Below are 20,306 nucleotides of genomic sequence, written 5' to 3' on the forward strand. Positions count from 1 at the left end.
TCGTCCAAGCGCCGCCCCAACGTTTCGGTATTAGTCCTGGATCACGAGCTGGAACCACGTGTCGAGAAATCTGCTGCGCTTGACGGCGTCGAGATAGACGAGCAGCTCCGGTCCCAGTTCGATGAACTGGACGTTTTTCATCGTGTCGAGATCCCGCGACCGGGTCAGGCCGACCTCTTCAAGCGCGCGGTCGGCGCGACCGGAAAGCAGGAAGTCGACCACGTCGCCGGCGGTCGAGCGATTGCGCGCCTTCTCCGGGATCAATGCCGTCCAGGGCAGCGCCAGCACATAGTCCTCAGGGATCACCATCTCGATGGATGCGGTCTTGCTCATCCATTTGCGCACGGCGGACAAGGGCACATTGTAGCCAATGTCGATGCGGCCTTCCGCCATCGCTTGCAGCAGTTCCTCGTTGCTGTCGAATATGCGCGCCTGCGACGCACCGACGGCTCGGGATATGCGCCAGAAGAGCGGCGATCGAAGCGCCTCCTGCGAGGCGAAGGCATAGCTGACATTGTCGATGCCGATGTTGACCAACCCGACCCGTCGTAGCAGGCGCGCGCGGTTCTGCTCCAGCGTGCGCGCAAGCTCCGTCCGCGTGCGCGGGACGTCGAACGGCGCCATCGCGCCCTTGCGCACGACAAAGACCGCCGGATCGTAGCCGATGCTGAAGACTTCGCTGCGCCAGTGAACCTGTTGCTGCGGCCCGTGCTTGACCGCCGAAGCGCGATGCTGCGCGACACTGCCTTCGTTGGCCAGGTAAACGGCGAGGTCCGGCGTCGGCAGCACGAGCACATCGATCGGGTCGGTGTCGTCGACGCCTGCCAGCAGCCGCGAAATGATCTGGCTCGGCCGGGCCTGCCTGTACTGGCCCTTTGTGTGTGGCATGTCGGCTTGAAGGGCGTCGAGCAATGGCTGCATCGTCGGCTGCGCGTCGACCCCGACGATGGTGAGCCGCTCCGGAGTGGCTCGCGCCGGCGTCGATGCGGCAAAGAGCGCGGCGAGAAGCATGAGCGTGAACCGAGCGATCATGCCGGGGTTCCGCCTTTGGGCAGGCAAACCACGACCGACAACCCGCCTCCATCCCGATCGTCGAGGCTGATGCTGCCGCCCATGGCTTCCGCAACGGTTCTGGCAATGGCGAGCCCAAGTCCGGAACCCGGTTTACTGCTGTCGGCCCGCGAAAAGCGTTCGAACATTTGCTTGCGCATATCCCTCGGGATTCCAGGCCCCCGGTCGGAAACAACGAAGCGGACCAAGCGATTCACCTCTGTCACGGTGATGTCGATAGACCCTGGAGCGTGCACGAGCGCATTTTCGATGATGTTGCGTATCATCTCGCGCAGGCTCACGGCCTCCGCCTCGATCTCGACAGCGTTGCTGGGCAGGTTGAGCGTGAACATGTCGGCGGCGGCGGGATAGGAGCCTTCCGCCTGCAGGCGACGGATGGCTTCCCGCACGACTAGGCGCATGTCGAGGGTCTCGCGCAGGCGCGATTCAATGCCGTGCAGCGTGCTTGCATCCGACAGAAGCTGGTTTGCGAGAACGCTGGCATTGACCGAGTTGGCGTGGATGCGGCCGAGAATGTCACGCAGCCTGCCGGCCGGCGCTTCGTCGATCGAAAGTTCTGCAAGCGCGCGCAAGGCGGTCAGGGGCGTACGCAACTGATGGGCAGCGTCGGCCGTCACGCTCTTCAGGCCGACGAGCACGGAATCGAGCCGACCCATGAAATCGTTGAGCGCCGAGATCAGCGCGCTCACCTCCCTTGGCACCGGGCCGGAGACCGGGCTGAGATCAGAGGAGGCACGGTGGCGCAGATCGGCCTCGACGGTTCTCAGCGGTGCAAAAGCCTGGCGGACCGCAAGCCAGATCAGCAGGAACGCCAGCACGGACACGGCGATTGCGGGAAGGGCGGCATTGAAGGTCAGATGCAACCCAAGTTGATCGCGCGCTTCGCGCGTTTCGCCGACGAGAACGTCGACCCAGCCGCCGCCGGCGGCATCGGTGCTGTAGCGGGCGACGGCGGCGATGCGGATCCGTTCACCCCTGTAGGTGCTGTCGGCCAGCCGCAACTGCGGTCCCGTCCCGTGCGGGATCTCCAGGCCGAGGATCGGCGAGCCGGTAATGATCGTCCCGTCGGGAGCCGCCACCCGGTAGAAGATGCGATTGAGCCGGGACGTGCCGAGGATGGCGAAGGCGGAATGCGGCAGGTCGACGCTTGCGGTGCCGTCCTCGATCGACACCGTATCGGCAATCGAAAGTGCCGCCGCGCCAAGCACCCGGTCAAAAGCTTCTTCGGCCGCGTTGTGCGCATTCCAGCGCACCATCCAGAACAGGAAAAGCCCGATGATGATGAGCAGGGCAGCGCCGCTGGAAAGGATGCGGCGCTCGATCGAGTAATCAGAGCGCACCGCTTGCACCGCTCCCGGAGCGCTGGCGCAGCATGTAGCCTACGCCGCGATGCGTGACGATCTCGATGTCGCAGTCCTCCAGCTTCCGGCGCACCCGGGAAACCAGAAGCTCCACGGCATTCGGCGTGCCCGTGTCCTCGTAGCCGAAGAGTTTCACGACTAGCTGCTCCTTGTTGACCGTCGTGCCGGCACGGGTCGCGAGCGCCTCCAGCACGTCGAATTCGCGGCGGCCGAGGTCGAGCGGGCGGCCTTCGAGCATCACCGCGCGGGCCGAAAGGTCGATGGAAATCGAGCCCAAACGCAGAACCGATTGCGCCGCACCCAGGTGCCGGCGGGAGACGGCCCGGATGCGCGCGACGAGCTCGTGCAGGTCGAACGGTTTGACCAAATAATCGTCAGCGCCTAATTCGAGCAGATCGACCTTGTCGGCCACCTGGTTGCGGGCGGTGATGACGATGACGGGACGCGTCAACCCACCCTGGCGCATGGAACTCAGGATGGCGAAGCCGTCCCGCTTCGGCAGGTTGATGTCGAGGATCACCAGATCGTGCGAGGCGTTGAGGGCGAGCCGCTCTCCTTCCGCGCCGTCGAACGCGGTCGTGACCTCGTAGCCTTCCTTTTCCAGGCGCATGGAAATGGCAAAGGCGATGTCGGGGGTGTCTTCGATCAGGAGAATGCGCATCGCGTTTCCAGGTGACAGGATTGTGACAGTGATACTCCCATACACAGATGGAAAGCAGATGAGAACTATGAAGCTTTCGCCGGGAGAGCGGAGCTTCGGGGAGGGGTGGACATGAACGCGCACAGGCTGTTTCTAGCCGGCCTCGCATTGGCGTGCGTGCTGCTGTTGCCCGTAGCGACAACGGCGAAAGCCGGTTGCGGGACAAGCCCTGATCTCGACGAGCGATATTGCGACGCGGACAAGGACCACGTTGCCGATGCGCCGGCAGACCCTTCGAATTGGCGGGATCCGCAGACGCTCGTCTGGGCCTATGCTCCGATCGAGGAACCGGCCATCTATGCGAGCCTGTTCAAGGATTTCACCACCCATCTCGGTGCCTGTCTCGGCCGCCAGATCGTCTATTACCCGGTGCAATCGAGCAAGGCCGAGATCGAAGCCATGCGGTCCGGACGACTACATTTCGCGGGCTTCTCGACTGGACCGACGGTCGAGGCCGTCAACCGTGCCGGTGCCGTTCCCTTCGCCGCAAAAGGCATCGACAATGCGGTGCGCGGCTACAATCTGATTGCCATCGTTCGCGCCGACTCTCCGTTCAAGACCCTGTCCGATCTAAAGGGGCGGCGCGTGGCGCACGCGTCCGCGTTCTCGAACTCCGGGCACCTGGCGCCACGCGCGCTGTTCCCGGGCGAAGGCCTGAGCCCGGGGGAAGACTACGCGCCGATCATGTCCGGCGGCCATGACAAGTCCATTCTCGGCGTGATCTCGGGCGACTACGACATGGCGGCGGTCGCGTCGGACGTGCTGGAACGTCTGATTGAGCGGCGCATGGTCAAGCGCGAAGACCTGCGCGTCATATTCACCAGCGGCATCTTTCCGACGTCGTCCTTTGCCTATGCGCATGATCTCGCCCCACCGCTGGTCGCGGCGATGAAGCGGTGCTTCTTCGACTTTGAATTCACCCCGGAAATGAAGAGCGAGTTTCACGGCGACGAGCGCTTCCTTCCGATCCGCTACGATCGGGATTGGGCAAGCGTGCGCGAGGTCATCGACAAGGCCGGCGCTTCCACCTTCTGACCTCATCCCACAGCCCGACAGGATGCCGATGCGCCGTGTGCGCAGGCCCTGTCGCGCGCCTACCACAAACGTCACCGCAGGCCGGGCGAACCCGCCCGAGACTGCTGTGCGGCTTCCAACCCACGGGATTGCTATGCGAAACTTTGGCAAAGCCATTTACAATTACAGGGTCCACAACCAGGACCCCACCACGATGGTGGGCGTCGGTCTGGTCGTGCTGTTCGCCTATCTGATTGCCGCGCCCATCCTGCTTCTGCTTAAGGACGCGTTCTTCGTGCAGTTCGCCGACCAGGCCCGCTCCGGCCAATCGATGGGCGAGCTGACGCTTTACTATTTCAACCGCGTCTTCCTGTCGGTGATCGCCACCGACGTGTTCTGGCGGCCACTGCTCCATACCGCAACTATTGCCTTCGGCGCGATAGTGGTTGCGCTGGTGGTCGGGATCCCGATGGCCTGGCTGATCAGCCGCACGGACATGCCCGGAAAGAAGTGGTTCGCCACCGTTCTGATCATCCCCTACATGCTGCCGTCCTGGACATTTGCTCTTGCGTGGCAGACGCTCTTCAAGAACAGGACCACCGGCGGACAGCCGAGCTGGATGGAAGCGCTCGGCTTTGCCCCGCCGGACTGGCTCGCCTATGGAGCCTTGCCGATCACCCTTATCCTGGCGTTGCACTATACGCCCTTCGTCATCCTGCTGTTCGGCAATGCGTTGCGGCAGTTCGATTCGACGCTTGAGGATTCCGCCCGCGTCATCGGCGCCGGCAACGGCGTCATCGCCCGCAAGATCATTCTGCCTCTGATGCTGCCGTCGCTGGTTTCGGCCTGCACGCTGATCTTCGCCAAATGTCTCGGTGATTTCGGCGTCGCCTATATCCTTGGTGTTCCCGTCGGCTACGACGTGTTGGCGACCTCGCTGTTTCGCGCCATCTCCACCAGTCAGACCGGAATGGGGGCGATCCTTGCGCTCACCATCGTCGTGCTCGGCACCATCTCGATTACGCTCGACATGTACCTGTTGAAGGAAGCACGCCGTTTCGTGGTCATCGGCTCGAAGGGTTCGATGAACCGCACGACGTCGCTTCGCGGGTACCGGCTGCCCGCAGCGGGGCTCGCCACGCTGGTCTTCCTGATCAGCGCCGTCGTTCCGTTGCTGGCGCTCGCCATGACCACGGTGATGAAGGTACCCGGCGTTTTTGCGCTCGACAACTTCACGCTCGCCTACTGGCTGGGCTCCGATCTCGGCACCACGGCGCTCAAACAGGGCATTCTCCTGACGCCCGAATTCTGGCAGGCAACTTGGAACACGCTCTGGATCGTCGGTTCGGCCGCCGCTGGCGCCGGCTTCCTCGGCCTGCTCGTCGGTTATGCCGTTACCCGCACATCCTCGACGATGATCGCCGCCTTCCTGCGGCAAGTGACGTTCCTGCCCTATCTCGTGCCGGGAATAGCCTTTGCCGCCGCCTATCTTTCGATGTTCGCGGTTCAAAGAGGGCCTGTGCCTGCACTTTACGGTACGCCGATCATTCTGGTGCTGGCGATCCTTGCCGACCAGATGCCCTTCGCCTCGCGTGCCGGCATCTCGGCCATGATGCAGCTCGGGCGCGACCCGGAAGAAGCGGCCCGGATTGCCGGTGCCGGCTGGTTCCGGCGGCTGGCATCGGTCGTCGTGCCGATCCAGAAGGGCGCGCTCGTCACAGGAATCCTGCTGCCCTTCATTTCCGGCATCAAGGGACTGAGCCTCGTCGTGGTGCTCGCCGTCCCCGGGACCGACGTGCTGACGACCTATGCGCTGCGGCTGGTCGACTACGGCTACGGCCAGGCGGCCAACGCCGTGGTGCTGATGATCTGCATCATTGCCTTCGGCGGCACGCTGATCGTCCAGAAACTCACAAAAAGCAAATTGTCCGACGGTTTGGGAGGCAAGTAATGTCAAACATCAGCATCCGCGATGTCAGAAAAAGCTACGGCAACACGGCACAGGCAGCTGTCGAGCGGCTGAGCATCGAGATACCGAAATCAGATTTCCTCTGCCTTCTCGGCCCGTCCGGCTGCGGCAAGACGACAACGCTACGCATGATCGCCGGCCTCGAGCACCCGACCGCAGGCCAGATTCACTTGGGTGACCGCACAATCGTGTCGGTCGACGAAGGCATCTACGTGCCGGCGGAAAAACGCGGCCTGGGCCTGGTCTTCCAAAACTATGCGCTGTGGCCGCACATGACGGTCGAACAGAACATCGAGTTCGGGCTGAAGCTGCGCAAGGTCGCCAAGGCTGAACGCGACGCGATCATCGGCGAGGTCCTGGAAAAACTCGCTATCGACCGTTACCGCACACGCCTGCCATCGCAGCTTTCCGGCGGCCAGCAGCAGCGCGTGGCGCTCGCCCGCATGCTGGCGCTCAAGCCCGACATCATCCTGCTCGACGAACCGCTGTCCAATCTCGACGCCAAGCTGCGCCTGGAAATGCGGGCGGAACTCAAGCGGATCCATCAGGAGCTCGGGTCCACCATCGTCTTCGTGACCCATGACCAGTGGGAGGCGATGACGCTTGCAACCACCATCGCCGTCATGAGCGAGGGCGAACTGCAGCAGCTCGGCACGCCTGACGACATCTACGAGCGCCCGGCCAACCGCTTCGTCGCCGAATTCGTCGGCAACCTGCCGATCAACATCATCGAACTCAGCAGCGAGCGATCCGGCGCGCTGGTCGCCTGGATGCAGGCCCACCTGGCCTCAAGGACATTGCCGCAGCCGGCGGCCTCCGTCGGCATCCGCCCGGAATCGGTTCGCCTGGCGCGCACCAAGGTGGAAGGCGCAAAGGAGGGCAAGGTCGTCGAAGTGGTGCCGACCGGCGGAAGCTGGATCGTCGAGCTCTCGGTCGACGGCGAACAGTTCTTTGCAATCGCGGGCGAGCTGCCCGAGGCGGCCCGGGGCGACACCGTGTTCTTCCATGTCGAGCCCCAGCACCTTCACATTTTCGATAACGCGGGTCGGCGTATCGCCGCCTGAAACGAAGCAATCCCATACCGACAGAGCAATTGACCGTAAGGAGGATAAAATGCTGTCAATACAAAAAGGAAGACTGCCAAGGTCCGTTCGCCGCGCCATTCTGGCCGGTGTGTCGCTGGTGGCGCTGGCCGCACCGGCGGCGGCGCAGGACGCAGCCGAGCTCGGCATTTCCGATGCCGACTACACCCTGGAAGCGCTGATCGAGGCGGCAAAAAAGGAAGGGCCGATCACCGTCGTTGATGCGACCGGCAAGATCGTTTCCATGGCCGAAAACTTCACGGCGAAGTACGGCATTCAGGCGACGGGCGTGAAGCTGAGCGGCCAGGATCAGCAGCAGGTCATCCTGCGCGAAGCCGTCGCAGGCAGCGTTCGCTCCGACGTCTTCAACATGAGCAACCTTCCGTCGGTCACCACGGAAATCATTGCGCAGGGCGCAGGTGTAAGCTGGATGCCGCCGGACCTCAAGGAGGTTGTGCCGGCCCAATACCAGACGCCCGCGATCACCAGCCTCAACCCGTGGGTTTGGGCGTACAACACCGACGTCCATGGCGACAAATGCCCGATCGACAACGTCTGGGCGCTGACGACGGAAGACTGGAAGGGCCGTGTCGCCATTCCCGATCCGCTGCTGCGCAACGAGACGATGTTCTGGTTCAACCAGATCGAAACCCACGATGACGACGCGATGCGCAAGGCCTATGAGGCCTTCTTCGGCAAGCCGCTCGAAACGAAAGAGGCAAGCGCAACGGCCGAATGGGTCAAGCGCCTTGCCAGGAACAAGCCGAGCGTGACCCGCAGCGATACGGATGTCGGCCCGATCATTGGTGCGGCCGGGCAGGAAAAACCCTTCATGGGCTTCCTCAGCTCCGCCATCTTCCGTGACGCGAAGAAGAACGGCTACGGCATGGGCATCTGCGCCGGCCTGAAGCCTTGGGTCGGCCAGCTGACCCCGCGCGTGGCGGTGATCGCTTCGGGCTCGAAGCATCCGAACGCAGCCAAGCTCTTCGTTCACTTCATGATGACGGAAGAGGGCATGGCGCCGCAGCTCGCCGACGGCAAGATCTCCTCCAACCAGGAAGCGAAAATTCCGAAGGAAGAGGCCTCGGGCGTCATCGACGTCGTGCATGAACTGCACGTCCCGCATTCCGAGACGTCGGAGGCCGACTTTGCCAAGCTGCAGGATTGGCAGGACTTCTGGATCGTCAATTCGCGATAAGCAAACCAACGTCGAACCTCGCCGGGGATTATTTTCCGTCCCCGGCGAAGTATTGCATGAAGGGAGAAACCCCTCGCGTCGGATGACCAGAGCGCGCATCACCCGGGCAGACGCCGGAGAACGTTTCCCGTTTTGGTGCATTTTTTGCGGAGAACCGGCGCACTGCATAAAGTTGTAGGTACCATCGAAATGGAAAATCCATAAACTCGCGCTAGACCGATCGTCATTCGTGAATCGGGAGCGAGGCATGCAAAGAGACGTGCAGTTCAACGGGCAGAAAGATTGGCGGATCGCGCGATATGCCATCGGCGGCATTGTTGGATTCGCCGTGCTCGCCCAGCTCCTGGTCTATCTCAGCCTGGTCGCCCTGGTCGACCAGCCTTATGCGGCTGCCATGGTCGGTGCCGCGCTAATCTCCCTGCTGATGGGCGTGCCACTGATCGTCGTGGCAGCGACGCAGTTTCGCCGGGCGCAGCGCCTGCGCAACCAGATCAATCATGTTGTCGCCCATGATGCCACGACGGGCTGCGTGACCGGTCGCGGGCTCGTACAGCAGGTCAATGGCCTCGAACGCCGCCGCCAAAGCGCCGGCGAGGAGCTGCATGGCGCGCTCATTCATCTGCGTATCAACAATCTCGATGACGTCGGCGCTGCTTTCGGCCCGGCCTGGAGCGAGGAGCTGCTGCAATTCGTCGCTTCGACGATCAGCACGTCCGTGCGTCGCGACGATATCGTCGCCCGGACGGGCCCAGCCAGTTTCGACGTCCTGCTCGTCGGCGCAACGGAGACGGATGCGGAACATGTCTCAAACCGCCTGACGACGGCGCTGTCGTCCGCCCATTTCTCTGCCGATGGCAGCAAGGTCGACCTCGAACTCAGCGTCGGCGGAGCTTTGTTCGATGGCAGTGTCGATCTGGAACGCTTGCGCCGGGCAGCTGCCTCCGAGACGGTCATGGTTGCCAGCGAGGGCACCCGGCCTGTCGATTTCGTCCGCCTGCCTTCGGCGTGAATGACTGGCGGTAACGTTGCTTGTGCCGGAGTCGTATGCAACGATCGCTCGCGGCGGCTGAGGGCCAGTTCGTTTGTCGCTTTAGGGTTGTGTTGCGCTGGGCCCCACTGTTGCAAAGGGTTGCCTGTCATCTGCAGTACTGTCGTGGAGCTTATTTCAATTCAATAGGTTACTGGAATCTTTCGGCGCAACACCGTTGTTCCATTTTTGCAACATAGCCGTGCGAAAGCTTGGGCCTATCAGGGACCACCCCAAAATTGGTCCCTGCTTTATATTACCTCTGTATTATCTGTCGATAAATAAGGCAGTTGCGACGTACGTTTGGATTAACCAGCATGTCGTACTGATTGCGAGGGGGATAGAGTTGAAAGTGGGGAAATTTATTGGAGGCGGGCTGCTTTCTATTCTGCTCGCGTCGACGGTGTTTGCGGGTGGTGCTGCGGAAGCGATGACGCTGAGGGAAGCGCTTCAGATTGCGATGGAATCGAATCCGGAAATCGGTCAGTCGATCGAAAACCGTGAGGCAATCGAATTCGAACTGCGGCAGGCGCGCGGTCTCTATCTGCCGAGCGTCGACGTCGAAGCATCGACTGGTGTGCGCCACCTCGAAGACAGCAGCCGTCGCCTTGCCTCGATCGAGAACGATCCGCTCTATCCTTCCGACGTCGGGCTGACCATCACGCAGAAGCTCTTTGATGGTGGTGGCCGTCGCGCCGAACTCGAGCGTCAAGCAGCGCGCGTCGATAGCGCCTCCTTCCGGGTGCTGGAGCGTTCCGAGACGATCGGCTTGCAGATCGTTCGCGAGTATTTCGAATATATTCTCCAGCAGCAGATCGTTGCGGAAGCGCGCAAGAACGTCGGCGTGCACCAGTCGATCTTGTCGGATATCAGTTCGTTGATTTCGGGCGGCGCTCTCACCGAGGCAGACCGTCAGCAGGCAAGCGAACGGCTGCTGGCGGCCAAGGCCCGCCTGCAGGAAGCGGAAGAGGCCTTCGATACGGTCAAGATCAGCTTCAACCGCCTGGTCGGACAGCCCCTCACCAATCCATCCATGCCGAAGTCGGTCGCCGGCGCGCTGCCGAAGACACTGGAGACGGCGATCGGCATTGCGCGCACCAACAATCCGCGGATCAAGGCTGCCGACTCCGACATCAATGTCGCGGACTCGCAGGTCAAGGCGGCACGCTCGAACATGCTGCCCGAAGTCTTCGCCGAGGGCCGCGTGCGCTCAGGCAACGATATCGACGGCTCGACCGGCAACACCTGGGACGCACAGGGCCGGATCGTCGCGAAGTGGAATCTCTATCGTGGCGGCATCGATGTCGCCAACGAGCAGGAGCAGATGCGCCGCGCAAGCGAACAGCGCCTGGTCTTCCATCAGGCGCACCGCGAGGTCGAGGAAGCCGTGCGCATCTCCTGGGAGCGCCGCGGCAGCCAGTACGACATCGCCCGCACGCTGAACCAGCAGGCGCAGATGAACGTGCAACTCGTCGAATCCTATCGCGAGCAGCTCAAGGTCGGCCAGCGTTCGCTGCTCGACGTGCTCGGCGCGCAGAATTCGCGTTTCAACGTCAGCGTTCTGGCAAAGACCGCGCAGTATGCCGCGCTTTTTGCCGAGTACCGGCTGCTGGCAGCAACAGGCCAGCTGCTGCCGACCATGAAGATCAAGGCGCCGGCGCAGGCGGAAGCCTATGCGCGCAATGAGTTCAATGTCCCGGATGCGCCGGCCACGGAAACCTATCGTCGTGTGCCGTCGCGCCAGACGAACGACTTGCCGCTCGACCTGTTGGCGCCGATCCGGCAGAAATGAATAGTCCTCGTCAGGGTGGACACAACCGGTGGTAATGCAAGGCATTGACAGGCATGTGCAGATTGGCCCGTCTCTGACCGGCTTTTCCGAGGCGTTCAAGGAGATTTGCATCTTCTTGAACCGCCCCTCGTCAGATAGTGTGCTCTATTCGGACGTGCCCTTCGACCCTCGGTTGCCGAGCGCCGAGGACGTCTCCCGTATTGCCGAGCGGGTCGGCCTGGAAACGGAGCTCGTTTCCGCGCGCGCGATCGGCAATCGTGATTTCGTCTACCCTCTGCTGCTGGTCTTTCGCGATGGCAGTGCCATGGCGCTTCTGGAAGAGGCGCCCGACGGCACGCTAAGCCTATCCAACAGACTGGCGGCGCCCAGCGAGATGCCGATCACACTGTCCGACCTTGACGTCGGCGGGCTCGCCTACGCCTTGTCTTTCTCGGCCACCTACCTCAACACCGCGACTGGCCGCGGCGTCGGCGAGGCGCGCAACATCGACCGCCGCCACTGGCTGACCGCCACGGTCAAGCCGTTCTGGCAGGCCTATGTGCAGGTCGCGATCGCCGCCTTCTTCATCAACGTGCTGGCGCTTGCAGCCCCGCTCTTCACGATGAACGTTTATGATCGCATCCTGCCGAACAAGGCTATCGCGACCCTCTGGGTGCTGGCGCTCGGGATCAGCACCGCCATTCTCTTCGACTTCCTTTTGAAGACTGTGCGTGCGGCGCTGATCGACTATGCCGGCCGCAAGGCGGACCTGAAACTCTCCTACATGCTGTTCGAGAAGATCCTGCACGCGACCATGGCGTCGCGACCGCCTTCGACCGGCGAATACGCCAACCGCGCGATGCAGTACGAATTCGTTCGGGAATTCTTCACGTCGAACACGCTCAGCACGATCATCGATAGTCTTTTCGTCTTCGTCTTCATCGCAGCCGTCTATGCGGTGGCGGGCTGGATCGCCATTATCCCGGCGGTCGCCTTCATCTTCAGTCTCCTGATCGGCTATGTGGCGCAGTACAAGATCGGCAACCGCGTCGCCGCCGCGTCGAATGAATCGGCCCAGCGTCAGGCGCTGCTGGTCGAAACGATAAGCGCGATCGAGACGGTGAAGACGCTGCACTCGGAAAAGCAGTTGCTTCGCCGCTGGAACGAGCTCGCCAAGCATTCCTCGAACACGTCCGAGCAGATCAAGGAGATTTCCTCCTGGGCCTCGCATGCGACGCAGTTCGTGCAGCAGCTGGTCACGGTCTGCATCGTCGTTGCCGGCGCCTATGAATTTACCGAGGGCAAGATTTCATCCGGCGCGATCATTGCTGCCAGCATGCTTTCCGGCCGCGCCGTCGCGCCGCTCGGGCAGATCGCCATGACCCTGGCGCGACTGCGCCAGGCCATTCTGTCGCTGCGGATCCTCAATGCCGTGATGGAGCAGCCGGAGGACCGACCGGACACGATCGGCTTCGTCAACCGCGAGATCCGCAACGGCAGCATCACCTTTACGAATCTCGACTTTGCTTACCCGCAAACGGACCACAAGGTGGTCAGCGGTATGAACGTCACGATCAAAGCGGGCGAGCGCGTCGGCATCATCGGCCGCATCGGTTCGGGCAAGACGACAATCGGCCGCCTTCTGGCCGGTCTCTACGCGCCGAGCGCCGGACGCATCCTGCTCGATGGTGTCGATATTCGGCAGCTACACCCCTCCGTCGTCCGTTCGGCCGTCTCGTTCGTGTCGCAGAATTCCGACCTCTTTTCCGGGACCATCAAGGAAAACCTGCTGATGGCGAACCCGACCGCCAGCGACGAAGAGGTGGTTGCGGCAGCGAGACTGGCCGGCGTCGATGAGTTCGTCTCGCATCATCCGCGTGGTTATGACATGCCGGTCGGCGAACGCGGTTCCCAGCTTTCGGGTGGACAGCGCCAGGCGGTCGCCATTGCCCGGCTGCTACTGCGCAAGCCGAAGGTGGTGTTTCTGGACGAGCCATCCGGTGCGATGGACCTCGCCAGCGAGCGCGAGTTGATCAACAAGCTTTCCAATGTCTTCAGCGGCGACGTCACGCTTTTGATCTCAACGCACCGCCATAGCATGCTGAGCCTTGTCGACCGGCTGCTGGTTCTCGACCGAGGGCGCATCGTCGCCGACGGACCGAAGGCTGCCGTTATCGAGCAGTTGCAGCGACGTTCCGGTCCCGCCGGGCCGGCAGAAGGGACGGGGCTATGATCCACCCTTATCTAAATGACGATGAAGCAATGCCGGTCCCCGCGTTTCGGAGGGCGCCGAGATGACTGAGAAACCGCCGCTGGCCGCGCGCGCTGGACTGTTGGTGATCGGCCTTTTGATCAGTTCCTTCGTCGCCTGGGCGGCGATCGCCGAGGTCGACGAGATCGCCCGCGGCGAAGGCAAGGTCATTCCCGTCTCGAAAACGCAGATCATTCAATCGAGCGAGCCCGGTATCGTGCGCGAGATCGCCGTGCAGCCCGGCCAGGTCGTGCGCCGCGGCGACCTGATCCTGCGCCTCGATGATACGGCAAGCGGCTCGTCGCTCGGCGAGCTCGAAGCCAAGGCCCGCTCGCTGCGGGCGCAGATCGCACGGCTGGAACTCGAGGAGACCGGGGCCTACGACAGCAAGTACATCTGCCCCGAGGATATCGCCAAGGTTGCCCCGGCAATCTGCGCCAACGAGGAGCAGTTGCTTCAGGCCAAGGCCGGCAACTTCAACAACAAGCTGTCGGTGATGCAGGCCCGTGAGGGACAGCGCCAGCAGGAATTGGCGGAAGCGGAGGCCAACATCACCCGGCTGAGCGAGAGCATGCAGGTGACCGAGCGCGAGCAGGAGCTGCTCGCGCCGATGGGCAAGCGCAAGCTCGTCGCGCAGACCGAACTGCTTCGGGTCGAAAAGGAACTGACCGACACCAGAGGGCAGCTCGCACTCTGGAAGGAATCGGTCGGCAAACTCGAGGCGGCGCTCAGGGAGGCGTCGCTGCAGGTGACGGAGCTCTCGCTGCAACTGAAGCAGGAGGCGCTGGCCGAAAAAACCGAGGCGCTTTCGCAGCTTTCGGTGATCGATGAGACCATTCGCGGCGCCACAAGCCGCGTTGCCAATACCGACATTCGCTCGCCGGTCGATGGCATCATCAATACGCTCGATGTCAACACCGTCGGCGCCTATGTGACGCCCGGAGCGGTGATCGGCGGCGTCGTTCCGACGTCGGAGACGCTGCTTGTCGAGGCGCGGCTTTCTCCGCGGGATGTCGCCTTCGTTCGCACCGGACAGGCGGCGCTGATCAAGATTTCTGCCTATGATTTCTCGATCTATGGGGGGCTCGGCGGAATTGTCGAGACCGTCAGCGCTGACAGCCTCGTCGACCAGAACAGCGGTGAGACCTACTATCTCGTGCGCGTCAAAACCGACATGGCCGCCCTCGTGAAGGACGGGCGCGAATACGCGATCATGCCGGGCATGATTGCCTCGGTCGACATCATGACCGGCAAGAAGACGATTCTTGCCTACCTGATGAAGCCGATCAACAAGGCCCGCGAGGAAGCGCTGCGGGAGCGCTGACCGATGAACGAGACGCCGCCTCTGGCAGATGAAGAGGACATGAGTGCGCTTCGGTTCCGCGTCGTTACCGTCGGCGGTCAACGCCGCGGCATCAAGCTCGAGGAAATCTACTGGCACTGTCTGGGCGAGCTTGCCGCACGGAATGGCTGTCGGCTCGCCGATATCGTTGCGTCCTGCGAAAGGGAACTCGAAGGCGACGGCAATCTGACCGCACGTCTGCGCTATGTCGCGACCCGCCACCTTCGTGATCAGCTTGAGACGGCCAGAAAGCGCGGCAGCCTGGCGGCCGTCGCCAGCCAGGTACGCGCCAGCCCGTCGCCAGCTTTTGCGCTCACGGGCAGCAAGCACATCGTCGCCTACAACGCGGCCTTCCTCTCCTTCGTTCAGACGCGCGTATTGCGCTCCCAGCAGCCGCAGGCGGCGCGTGGCTTGAGGCTTTCGTTCGACGTTCAGTTCGTCGATCTGGTCCAGCGCTTGAAAGCGGCTCCGGGCGAGCCGCAGCCGGCGGGCTTCACCATCGGGGTGCAGGGGCAGGTTACGCGCGGCAAGCTCAATGCTGCACTCGCCCCGCTCGTGGATCAGGACGTGATCATCGGCTTCATTCTCGGTTGACTGAGTAGTGGTCGCTGCTAACCACAAGGCCGTCAGCCAAGTCGAGCCTGGCGGGCACAGTCAGCGAACGGCGATGCCTTCTCCGGGCATGACGTCGGCAAGCGGTGCGGCGGAGGCGACCTTGTCGCCGGTGCTCTTGATGCCGTGGATCCAGGAACGCTCGGCGCTGACCGAAAACAGCGGCTGATAGCTCGGCAAGGCGGTATCGAGCTTCACCTCGTCGCTGAGGTTATCGAGGATGAAGTGGCCCTGGCTCGTCGTGATCGCGAGGACCGCGTGATATAGGTTGCGCCTGACGTCACGCAGAACCACGATCGACATCGCCTCCGACGGCAGTCCCGCCGCCTTCAACGCGGCCATCTTCAAAATGGCATAGTCTTCGCAGTCGCCCTTGCCTCGGGCAAGAATTTCGTCCGGCGTCGCCCAATAATCCTTGGCCCCGTAGTTTTCCGCGTCCGGCTGGTAGCGAACGATCCGGTTCACAGTCCGGTTGATGCCGCTGATCTTCTGGCGAAAGGCAAGACCATCAGCGTTTTCGATCGCCTGGCCGAGAATGTCGCGGGCGGCGCAACCGCTCTTTTGTGCGCAATCGTTGAAGTCCGCAGCCACCACTGCCGGGTAGACGGTCTTCCACTTGCGGGCGACCGGGATCGCTGACACCCGGAACGCAACCGAGTGGAAAACGGCGGATGGTTCCGACTGAGCGGACGGCTGGGGCCGGAGATCTGGGCGGGTCGCCAGCGCCACTTGCTGCACGTTCTGGCGCCGGAGGGCTTCGGAAGCCTGCTTCGACCAGGTGTCGATGGTCTGCGTTGCGATGGCGGCGAGCGGGCTTGCCAGGCTCACCATCTGATGCAACAGGCCGGGGACGAGCACGGCCGGTTGGCCAGCCTGCGTGGGTGTCGTTGCGAAAAGCGACGCAAGGCCGATCGCGAAGACCGAAGTCTTCAGGTATTTCCTGCGGTGCTTCCAACGCGTCTTATTCATCGCCGTGTCTCTCGGTTTGTTGAGGACACTGTACGAACGAAAAGAAAAATGCCGGTAAAGCGGTATGTATTATTTAGAATGTTTCGAAGAGATACGTTTTATCTAAAATTTTAGTCAAATTTTATACTTGTGTATTCTTTCCGCTCAAGCCGCTTCTATATCAAGGACGTCGTGGGCTTGCTGACCTTGCCGATGAGGACGGTGGCCGATCACATTCGCCTGTCTCGGAAAAGGCTTGCGCTGGCACCTGGCGAAATAGACGTCCACGTCATTGAACGACGCACGTTTTGCCGTGGCAGCATCAGCGGCGCTGATCCGAAAGCAGGGTTGGTTTCCGAACGATGACCAGAAATACTAAATTTGTACTAACGTCACCAATTTTGGGTATTAGCATAATATAGTATGCTGTTTTAGGTGAGGCTCTTCAGTGCCGATTGCGCTCTCGCAGGGTTGATGTTTTCGTCGCCCGCAAAGGTCGAGGGGTATTTCCATGGCAACCGAAGGCACCGCAATTTCCAACGACGCCGCAGCTCTGTCGGCAGAGGCAATCGAATTCCGCAACGCGCCCGACGGCAAGGCTGACCGCCTGGTTGCGCAGGCCGCTCCCGCAGGCGAGCCGGAACTCATCGACCCCGCGACGGGTGCCCCTGTGAAGGGCGCCGAAACCGCATCCCAGACAGCGCCCATGCCGACGGAAATCAGCGCCGATGCTTCGAATATCGTGCATTTGCCTGCGGGCGCGTCGATCGAAAAGATCAAGGTCGTTGGCAATGATATCGTTTTGGAACAGCCTGACGGCTCCACGATCACCATTCACAACGCGGCATTGAAGGTCCCGACCTTCCTGATCGGTGACGCCGAAATCCCGCGCGAAACCCTCGTGGCGGTGCTCGGAGAAAACGGCATCAACGTCGCGGCCGGCCCGGACGGCAGCATCAGCGTCGTTTCGAACCAGAGCAGCGGCGGCGACTTCGCAGGGGCTAATGGCGATATCGGCGAGGCCGGACCGGTCATCAACTTGCTGGCGCCGACCGCGCTGCAGTTTCCGACGCTTGAGACGACCGAGCTTCTGCCGCCGACCCTCGATCCCAACGATGCGCCCTCGATCATTCCCGACGGCAGCAGCGGCCCCGGCGGCATCTTTGTCAGCGACCGGCAGGTCGATGAAGCGGGCCTCGCCAGCGGTTCGCGCGCCGGTGACGGCAGCGCGTCGGTCAAGGGCATCTTCACCATTTCCGATCCGGATGGTGCCGGCGATATCGCCAGCCTGACGATCAACGGCCGGACCTTTCCCATCGGCGGCCTGGTCGGGCAGTCGGTTGCGGGCGAGTTCGGCGTGCTCACCATCACGGCCTACGATCCCGCGACCGGTGTTGCGCAGTATACCTATGAATTGACGAGCCCGGTCATCGGCTCAGGCGTCAATCCGGGCGCCAATGTCGAACAGGACCGGGATATCTTCACCCTGACGGTCACCGACGGTGACGGCGCGACCGGCACGGCCACGCTGCGTGTCGATATCGTTGACGACATTCCAGTGATCGGCATCACAAATCCAGAGACGGCGCAGGTTGCTGAGGGGCAGACACTGAACGGCAGCTGGACACTGACGGCAGGCGCTGACGGCGTCGGCACGGTGGACGTGACGGTTGGCAACACCACGCAAACGCTGACGTTGACCGCAGGCCAGAAGGTGGACTTCACGCTCGCCGAGGGTACGCTGACGGTCAATGCGGACAAGACCTGGTCGTTCACGGCAGCAAGCAATCTTAACAATGCCGGCGGTCTCGACGTGACGTTCTCGCTGTCGGCCAGGGACGGCGACAACGATACAACGAGCGACAGCCAGACGATCAAGGTGGTGGACGGCGCAGGTCCGTCGGTTGATCCGCTTGCCGCGTCCGCAGCGCTGACGCTCGATGACCAGAACCTTGCCAATGGCTCGACGCCGGTCGGTGGCGCCGAGACGAGCAGCGGCACGATTGGCTTTGTCGCGGGTTCGGATACGATCGCGACAATTGCGTTCGGTGACACCAGCGGGCTGACCAGCGTGCTGGTTTGGGACCGTATTTCCGATACCCAGATCATCGGCCGGGCCGGCGGTACGGCTGTCGTCACGCTCGACCTGGTTCGCGCAGGCGATAGCGCGACGGTGACGGCGACTTTGAACAGCAACTACGCCAGCCATTCCGATGACTTTGCAAACCTCGGTCAGGTCAAGGTGATCGCAACCGATACCGACGGAGACAGGGCCGAAGGCACGGTGACGATCGCGGTCTCTGACGACATGCCGGTCGCTGCCGCCGACACGGACAGCGTGTCCGAAGATGGCGCCGTCTTTGCAGATGGCAACGTGCTGACCGGTTCGGGAGGTGCGGATGAGAACGGCACGGACGGTGTCAAGGATATCGCAGGGGCAGACGGCGTATCGGTGACGTCCGTTTCATTCGGGAGCACAACAGGTCTGGTCGGCGGTTCGACGGCAGGTCAGTTCGGCACGTTGGTGCTGAATTCCGATGGCAGCTATACCTACACGCTCAACAACGCGACGGCCGGTGTGCAAAGTCTCGCCGCGGGCCAGATGGTGACGGATACGTTCACCTACGAGATCACTGACGGAGATGGTGATAGGTCGTCGACGACCGTCACAATCACAATCACCGGCACGAACGATGCCCCGGTCATCACGACAGGCCCGCAGAGCGGCAAGGTCGCGGAGATTGGCGACAATGCCGCTGGCGAGAACACGGTTACGCACACGCAGGGCGGCACGGTCGGCTTTTCCGACGTCGACACGCTGGACACCCACAGCGCCAGCTTCAAGGCGAACGGCGAAGGCTATCTCGGCAAGTTCGCGCTCGGGACGGTCGATCAGGCCGGTGACAAGGTTGGCTGGAATTTCGAGATTGCCGACAGCGTTCTCGACTCGCTTCAGGCCGGCCAGTCGCTGACGCAGACCTATGATGTGACCATCAATGACGGTCATGGCGGCACGGCGATCCAGACCGTGACGATCGTGATCACCGGCACCAACGACGCACCGGTCATCACTTCGGGCGTGCAGAGCGGTTCTGTGACGGAGATCGCCGACAAGGCGACGGGTGAGAACACGGTCACACACACGCAGGGCGGTGCGGTTGGCTTTAGCGATGTCGATACGCTCGACACGCACACCGCCAGCTTCAAGGCGAACGGCAACGGCTATCTCGGCACCTTCGCGCTCGACCCGCTGAACCAGGCAACCGATCAGGTCGGCTGGAGCTTCAAGGTTGCCGACAGCGTGCTCGACTCGCTGCAGGCTGGCCAAAAGCTGACGCAGACCTATGACGTCACCGTCGACGACGGCAAGGGCGGTACGGCGACGCAGACCGTGACGATCACGATCACCGGCACCAACGATGCCCCGGTGATCACGTCCGGTTGGCAGCTCGGCGGCGTGGTGGAGCGCTTTGACGGCTTTCCGGGCGAGAACACGGTCACGCACACGCAGGACGGCACGATCGGCTTTCGCGACGTCGATACGCTCGACACGCACACGGCGAGCTTCACGGCGGGCGGTAACGGCTATCTCGGTACCTTCTCGCTCGATCCTCTGAACCAGGCAACCGACAAGCTTGGCTGGAACTTCCAGGTTGCCGACAGCGTGCTCGACTCGCTGCAGGCCGGCCAGATCCTGGTGCAGACCTACGACGTCACCGTCGATGACGGCCACGGCGGCACGGCGACGCAGACGGTCACGATCGTGATCGCCGGCACCAACGACGCCCCGGTGATCACCTCGGGTGTGCAGAGCGGTGCGGTGACGGAGATCACCGACAAGGCGACGGGTGAGAACACGGTCACACACACGCAGGGCGGTGCGGTTGGCTTTAGCGATGTCGATACGCTCGACACGCACACCGCCAGCTTCAAGGCGAACGGCAACGGCTATCTCGGCAC

General features: G+C 62.4%; 14 protein-coding genes. 10 read left to right on the forward strand and 4 right to left on the reverse strand.

Going from position 1 to position 20,306, the window contains the following annotated elements; genetic code table 11:
* Window positions 1-30: 30 nt before the first annotated feature.
* Genes IB277_RS35310 through IB277_RS35320 form a run of 3 tightly spaced genes read right to left on the reverse strand, consistent with a single transcriptional unit; the run spans window position 31 to window position 3,093 of the window.
* Entirely contained in the window at window positions 31-1,032 is a 1,002-nt protein-coding gene (locus IB277_RS35310) for an ABC transporter substrate-binding protein (protein WP_192373034.1), read from the reverse strand.
* Window positions 1,029-2,411, reverse strand: a complete 1,383-nt coding sequence (locus tag IB277_RS35315) for a sensor histidine kinase N-terminal domain-containing protein (protein ID WP_371813756.1) — start codon at window positions 2,409-2,411, stop codon at window positions 1,029-1,031. The genes IB277_RS35310 and IB277_RS35315 overlap by 4 nt, the downstream gene beginning before the upstream one ends.
* The gene (locus IB277_RS35320; RefSeq protein ID WP_089045773.1) at window positions 2,401-3,093 is read right to left on the reverse strand and encodes a response regulator transcription factor; all 693 of its coding nucleotides are present in this window, start codon (window positions 3,091-3,093) and stop codon (window positions 2,401-2,403) included. Before IB277_RS35320 ends, IB277_RS35315 begins: the two co-directional genes overlap by 11 nt.
* 111 nt (window positions 3,094-3,204) lie before the next feature.
* On the opposite strand from IB277_RS35320, the gene phnD reads away from it, so the two are divergent.
* From phnD to IB277_RS35365, 9 genes are all read left to right on the forward strand, one after another.
* Entirely contained in the window at window positions 3,205-4,167 is a 963-nt protein-coding gene (gene phnD / locus IB277_RS35325) for a phosphate/phosphite/phosphonate ABC transporter substrate-binding protein (RefSeq protein WP_112975329.1), read from the forward strand.
* Between the two features lie 133 nt (window positions 4,168-4,300).
* Window positions 4,301-6,097, forward strand: coding sequence for an iron ABC transporter permease (locus tag IB277_RS35330; RefSeq protein ID WP_089045775.1), 1,797 nt, complete (start codon window positions 4,301-4,303; stop codon window positions 6,095-6,097).
* Window positions 6,097-7,179 carry an ABC transporter ATP-binding protein gene (locus IB277_RS35335; RefSeq protein WP_112975331.1) on the forward strand — a complete coding sequence of 361 codons (1,083 nt, stop codon included), beginning with the start codon at window positions 6,097-6,099 and terminating at the stop codon, window positions 7,177-7,179. The genes IB277_RS35330 and IB277_RS35335 overlap by 1 nt, the downstream gene beginning before the upstream one ends.
* A gap of 49 nt (window positions 7,180-7,228) precedes the next feature.
* The gene (locus IB277_RS35340) at window positions 7,229-8,395 is read left to right on the forward strand and encodes an ABC transporter substrate-binding protein (RefSeq protein WP_112975332.1); all 1,167 of its coding nucleotides are present in this window, start codon (window positions 7,229-7,231) and stop codon (window positions 8,393-8,395) included.
* Between the two features lie 247 nt (window positions 8,396-8,642).
* On the forward strand, window positions 8,643-9,404 hold the full coding sequence (locus tag IB277_RS35345; RefSeq protein ID WP_089045778.1) for a GGDEF domain-containing protein: 762 nt from the start codon (window positions 8,643-8,645) through the stop codon (window positions 9,402-9,404).
* 448 nt (window positions 9,405-9,852) lie between these two features.
* Window positions 9,853-11,214, forward strand: a complete 1,362-nt coding sequence (locus IB277_RS35350) for a TolC family outer membrane protein (RefSeq protein WP_082566420.1) — start codon at window positions 9,853-9,855, stop codon at window positions 11,212-11,214.
* A 34-nt stretch (window positions 11,215-11,248) separates the two neighbouring features.
* Window positions 11,249-13,426, forward strand: a complete 2,178-nt coding sequence (locus IB277_RS35355) for a type I secretion system permease/ATPase (protein WP_060516595.1) — start codon at window positions 11,249-11,251, stop codon at window positions 13,424-13,426.
* Between the two features lie 61 nt (window positions 13,427-13,487).
* Window positions 13,488-14,768, forward strand: coding sequence for an HlyD family type I secretion periplasmic adaptor subunit (locus IB277_RS35360; protein WP_060516593.1), 1,281 nt, complete (start codon window positions 13,488-13,490; stop codon window positions 14,766-14,768).
* 3 nt (window positions 14,769-14,771) lie between these two features.
* On the forward strand, window positions 14,772-15,380 hold the full coding sequence (locus tag IB277_RS35365) for a ribbon-helix-helix domain-containing protein (RefSeq protein WP_034794673.1): 609 nt from the start codon (window positions 14,772-14,774) through the stop codon (window positions 15,378-15,380).
* A gap of 60 nt (window positions 15,381-15,440) precedes the next feature.
* On the opposite strand, the gene IB277_RS35370 is transcribed toward IB277_RS35365, so the two are convergent.
* Window positions 15,441-16,367: a transglutaminase-like cysteine peptidase gene (locus IB277_RS35370; protein ID WP_246812889.1), complete on the reverse strand. Its 927-nt coding sequence runs from the start codon at window positions 16,365-16,367 to the stop codon at window positions 15,441-15,443.
* A 490-nt stretch (window positions 16,368-16,857) separates the two neighbouring features.
* Here IB277_RS35370 and IB277_RS35375 point away from each other — a divergent pair.
* Window positions 16,858-20,306, forward strand: a 3,449-nt coding sequence (locus IB277_RS35375) for an S-layer family protein (RefSeq protein ID WP_210339716.1), incomplete at its 3' end; no start/stop codon positions are given.

Source organism: Ensifer sp. ENS07, from assembly GCF_014852185.1.
GTDB lineage: Bacteria > Pseudomonadota > Alphaproteobacteria > Rhizobiales > Rhizobiaceae > Ensifer > Ensifer adhaerens.

Excerpts from the sequence above, each read along its gene's own strand:
- IB277_RS35310 (WP_192373034.1), bottom strand. The coding sequence starts at position 1,032 with ATGATCGCTCGGTTCACGCTCATGCTTCTCGCCGCGCTCTTTGCCGCA.
- IB277_RS35320 (WP_089045773.1), bottom strand. The coding sequence starts at position 3,093 with ATGCGCATTCTCCTGATCGAAGACACCCCCGACATCGCCTTTGCCATT.
- phnD (WP_112975329.1), top strand. The coding sequence starts at position 3,205 with ATGAACGCGCACAGGCTGTTTCTAGCCGGCCTCGCATTGGCGTGCGTG.
- IB277_RS35330 (WP_089045775.1), top strand. The coding sequence starts at position 4,301 with ATGCGAAACTTTGGCAAAGCCATTTACAATTACAGGGTCCACAACCAG.
- IB277_RS35335 (WP_112975331.1), top strand. The coding sequence starts at position 6,097 with ATGTCAAACATCAGCATCCGCGATGTCAGAAAAAGCTACGGCAACACG.
- IB277_RS35340 (WP_112975332.1), top strand. The coding sequence starts at position 7,229 with ATGCTGTCAATACAAAAAGGAAGACTGCCAAGGTCCGTTCGCCGCGCC.
- IB277_RS35345 (WP_089045778.1), top strand. The coding sequence starts at position 8,643 with ATGCAAAGAGACGTGCAGTTCAACGGGCAGAAAGATTGGCGGATCGCG.
- IB277_RS35350 (WP_082566420.1), top strand. The coding sequence starts at position 9,853 with ATGACGCTGAGGGAAGCGCTTCAGATTGCGATGGAATCGAATCCGGAA.
- IB277_RS35355 (WP_060516595.1), top strand. The coding sequence starts at position 11,249 with ATGCAAGGCATTGACAGGCATGTGCAGATTGGCCCGTCTCTGACCGGC.
- IB277_RS35360 (WP_060516593.1), top strand. The coding sequence starts at position 13,488 with ATGACTGAGAAACCGCCGCTGGCCGCGCGCGCTGGACTGTTGGTGATC.
- IB277_RS35365 (WP_034794673.1), top strand. The coding sequence starts at position 14,772 with ATGAACGAGACGCCGCCTCTGGCAGATGAAGAGGACATGAGTGCGCTT.
- IB277_RS35370 (WP_246812889.1), bottom strand. The coding sequence starts at position 16,367 with ATGAATAAGACGCGTTGGAAGCACCGCAGGAAATACCTGAAGACTTCG.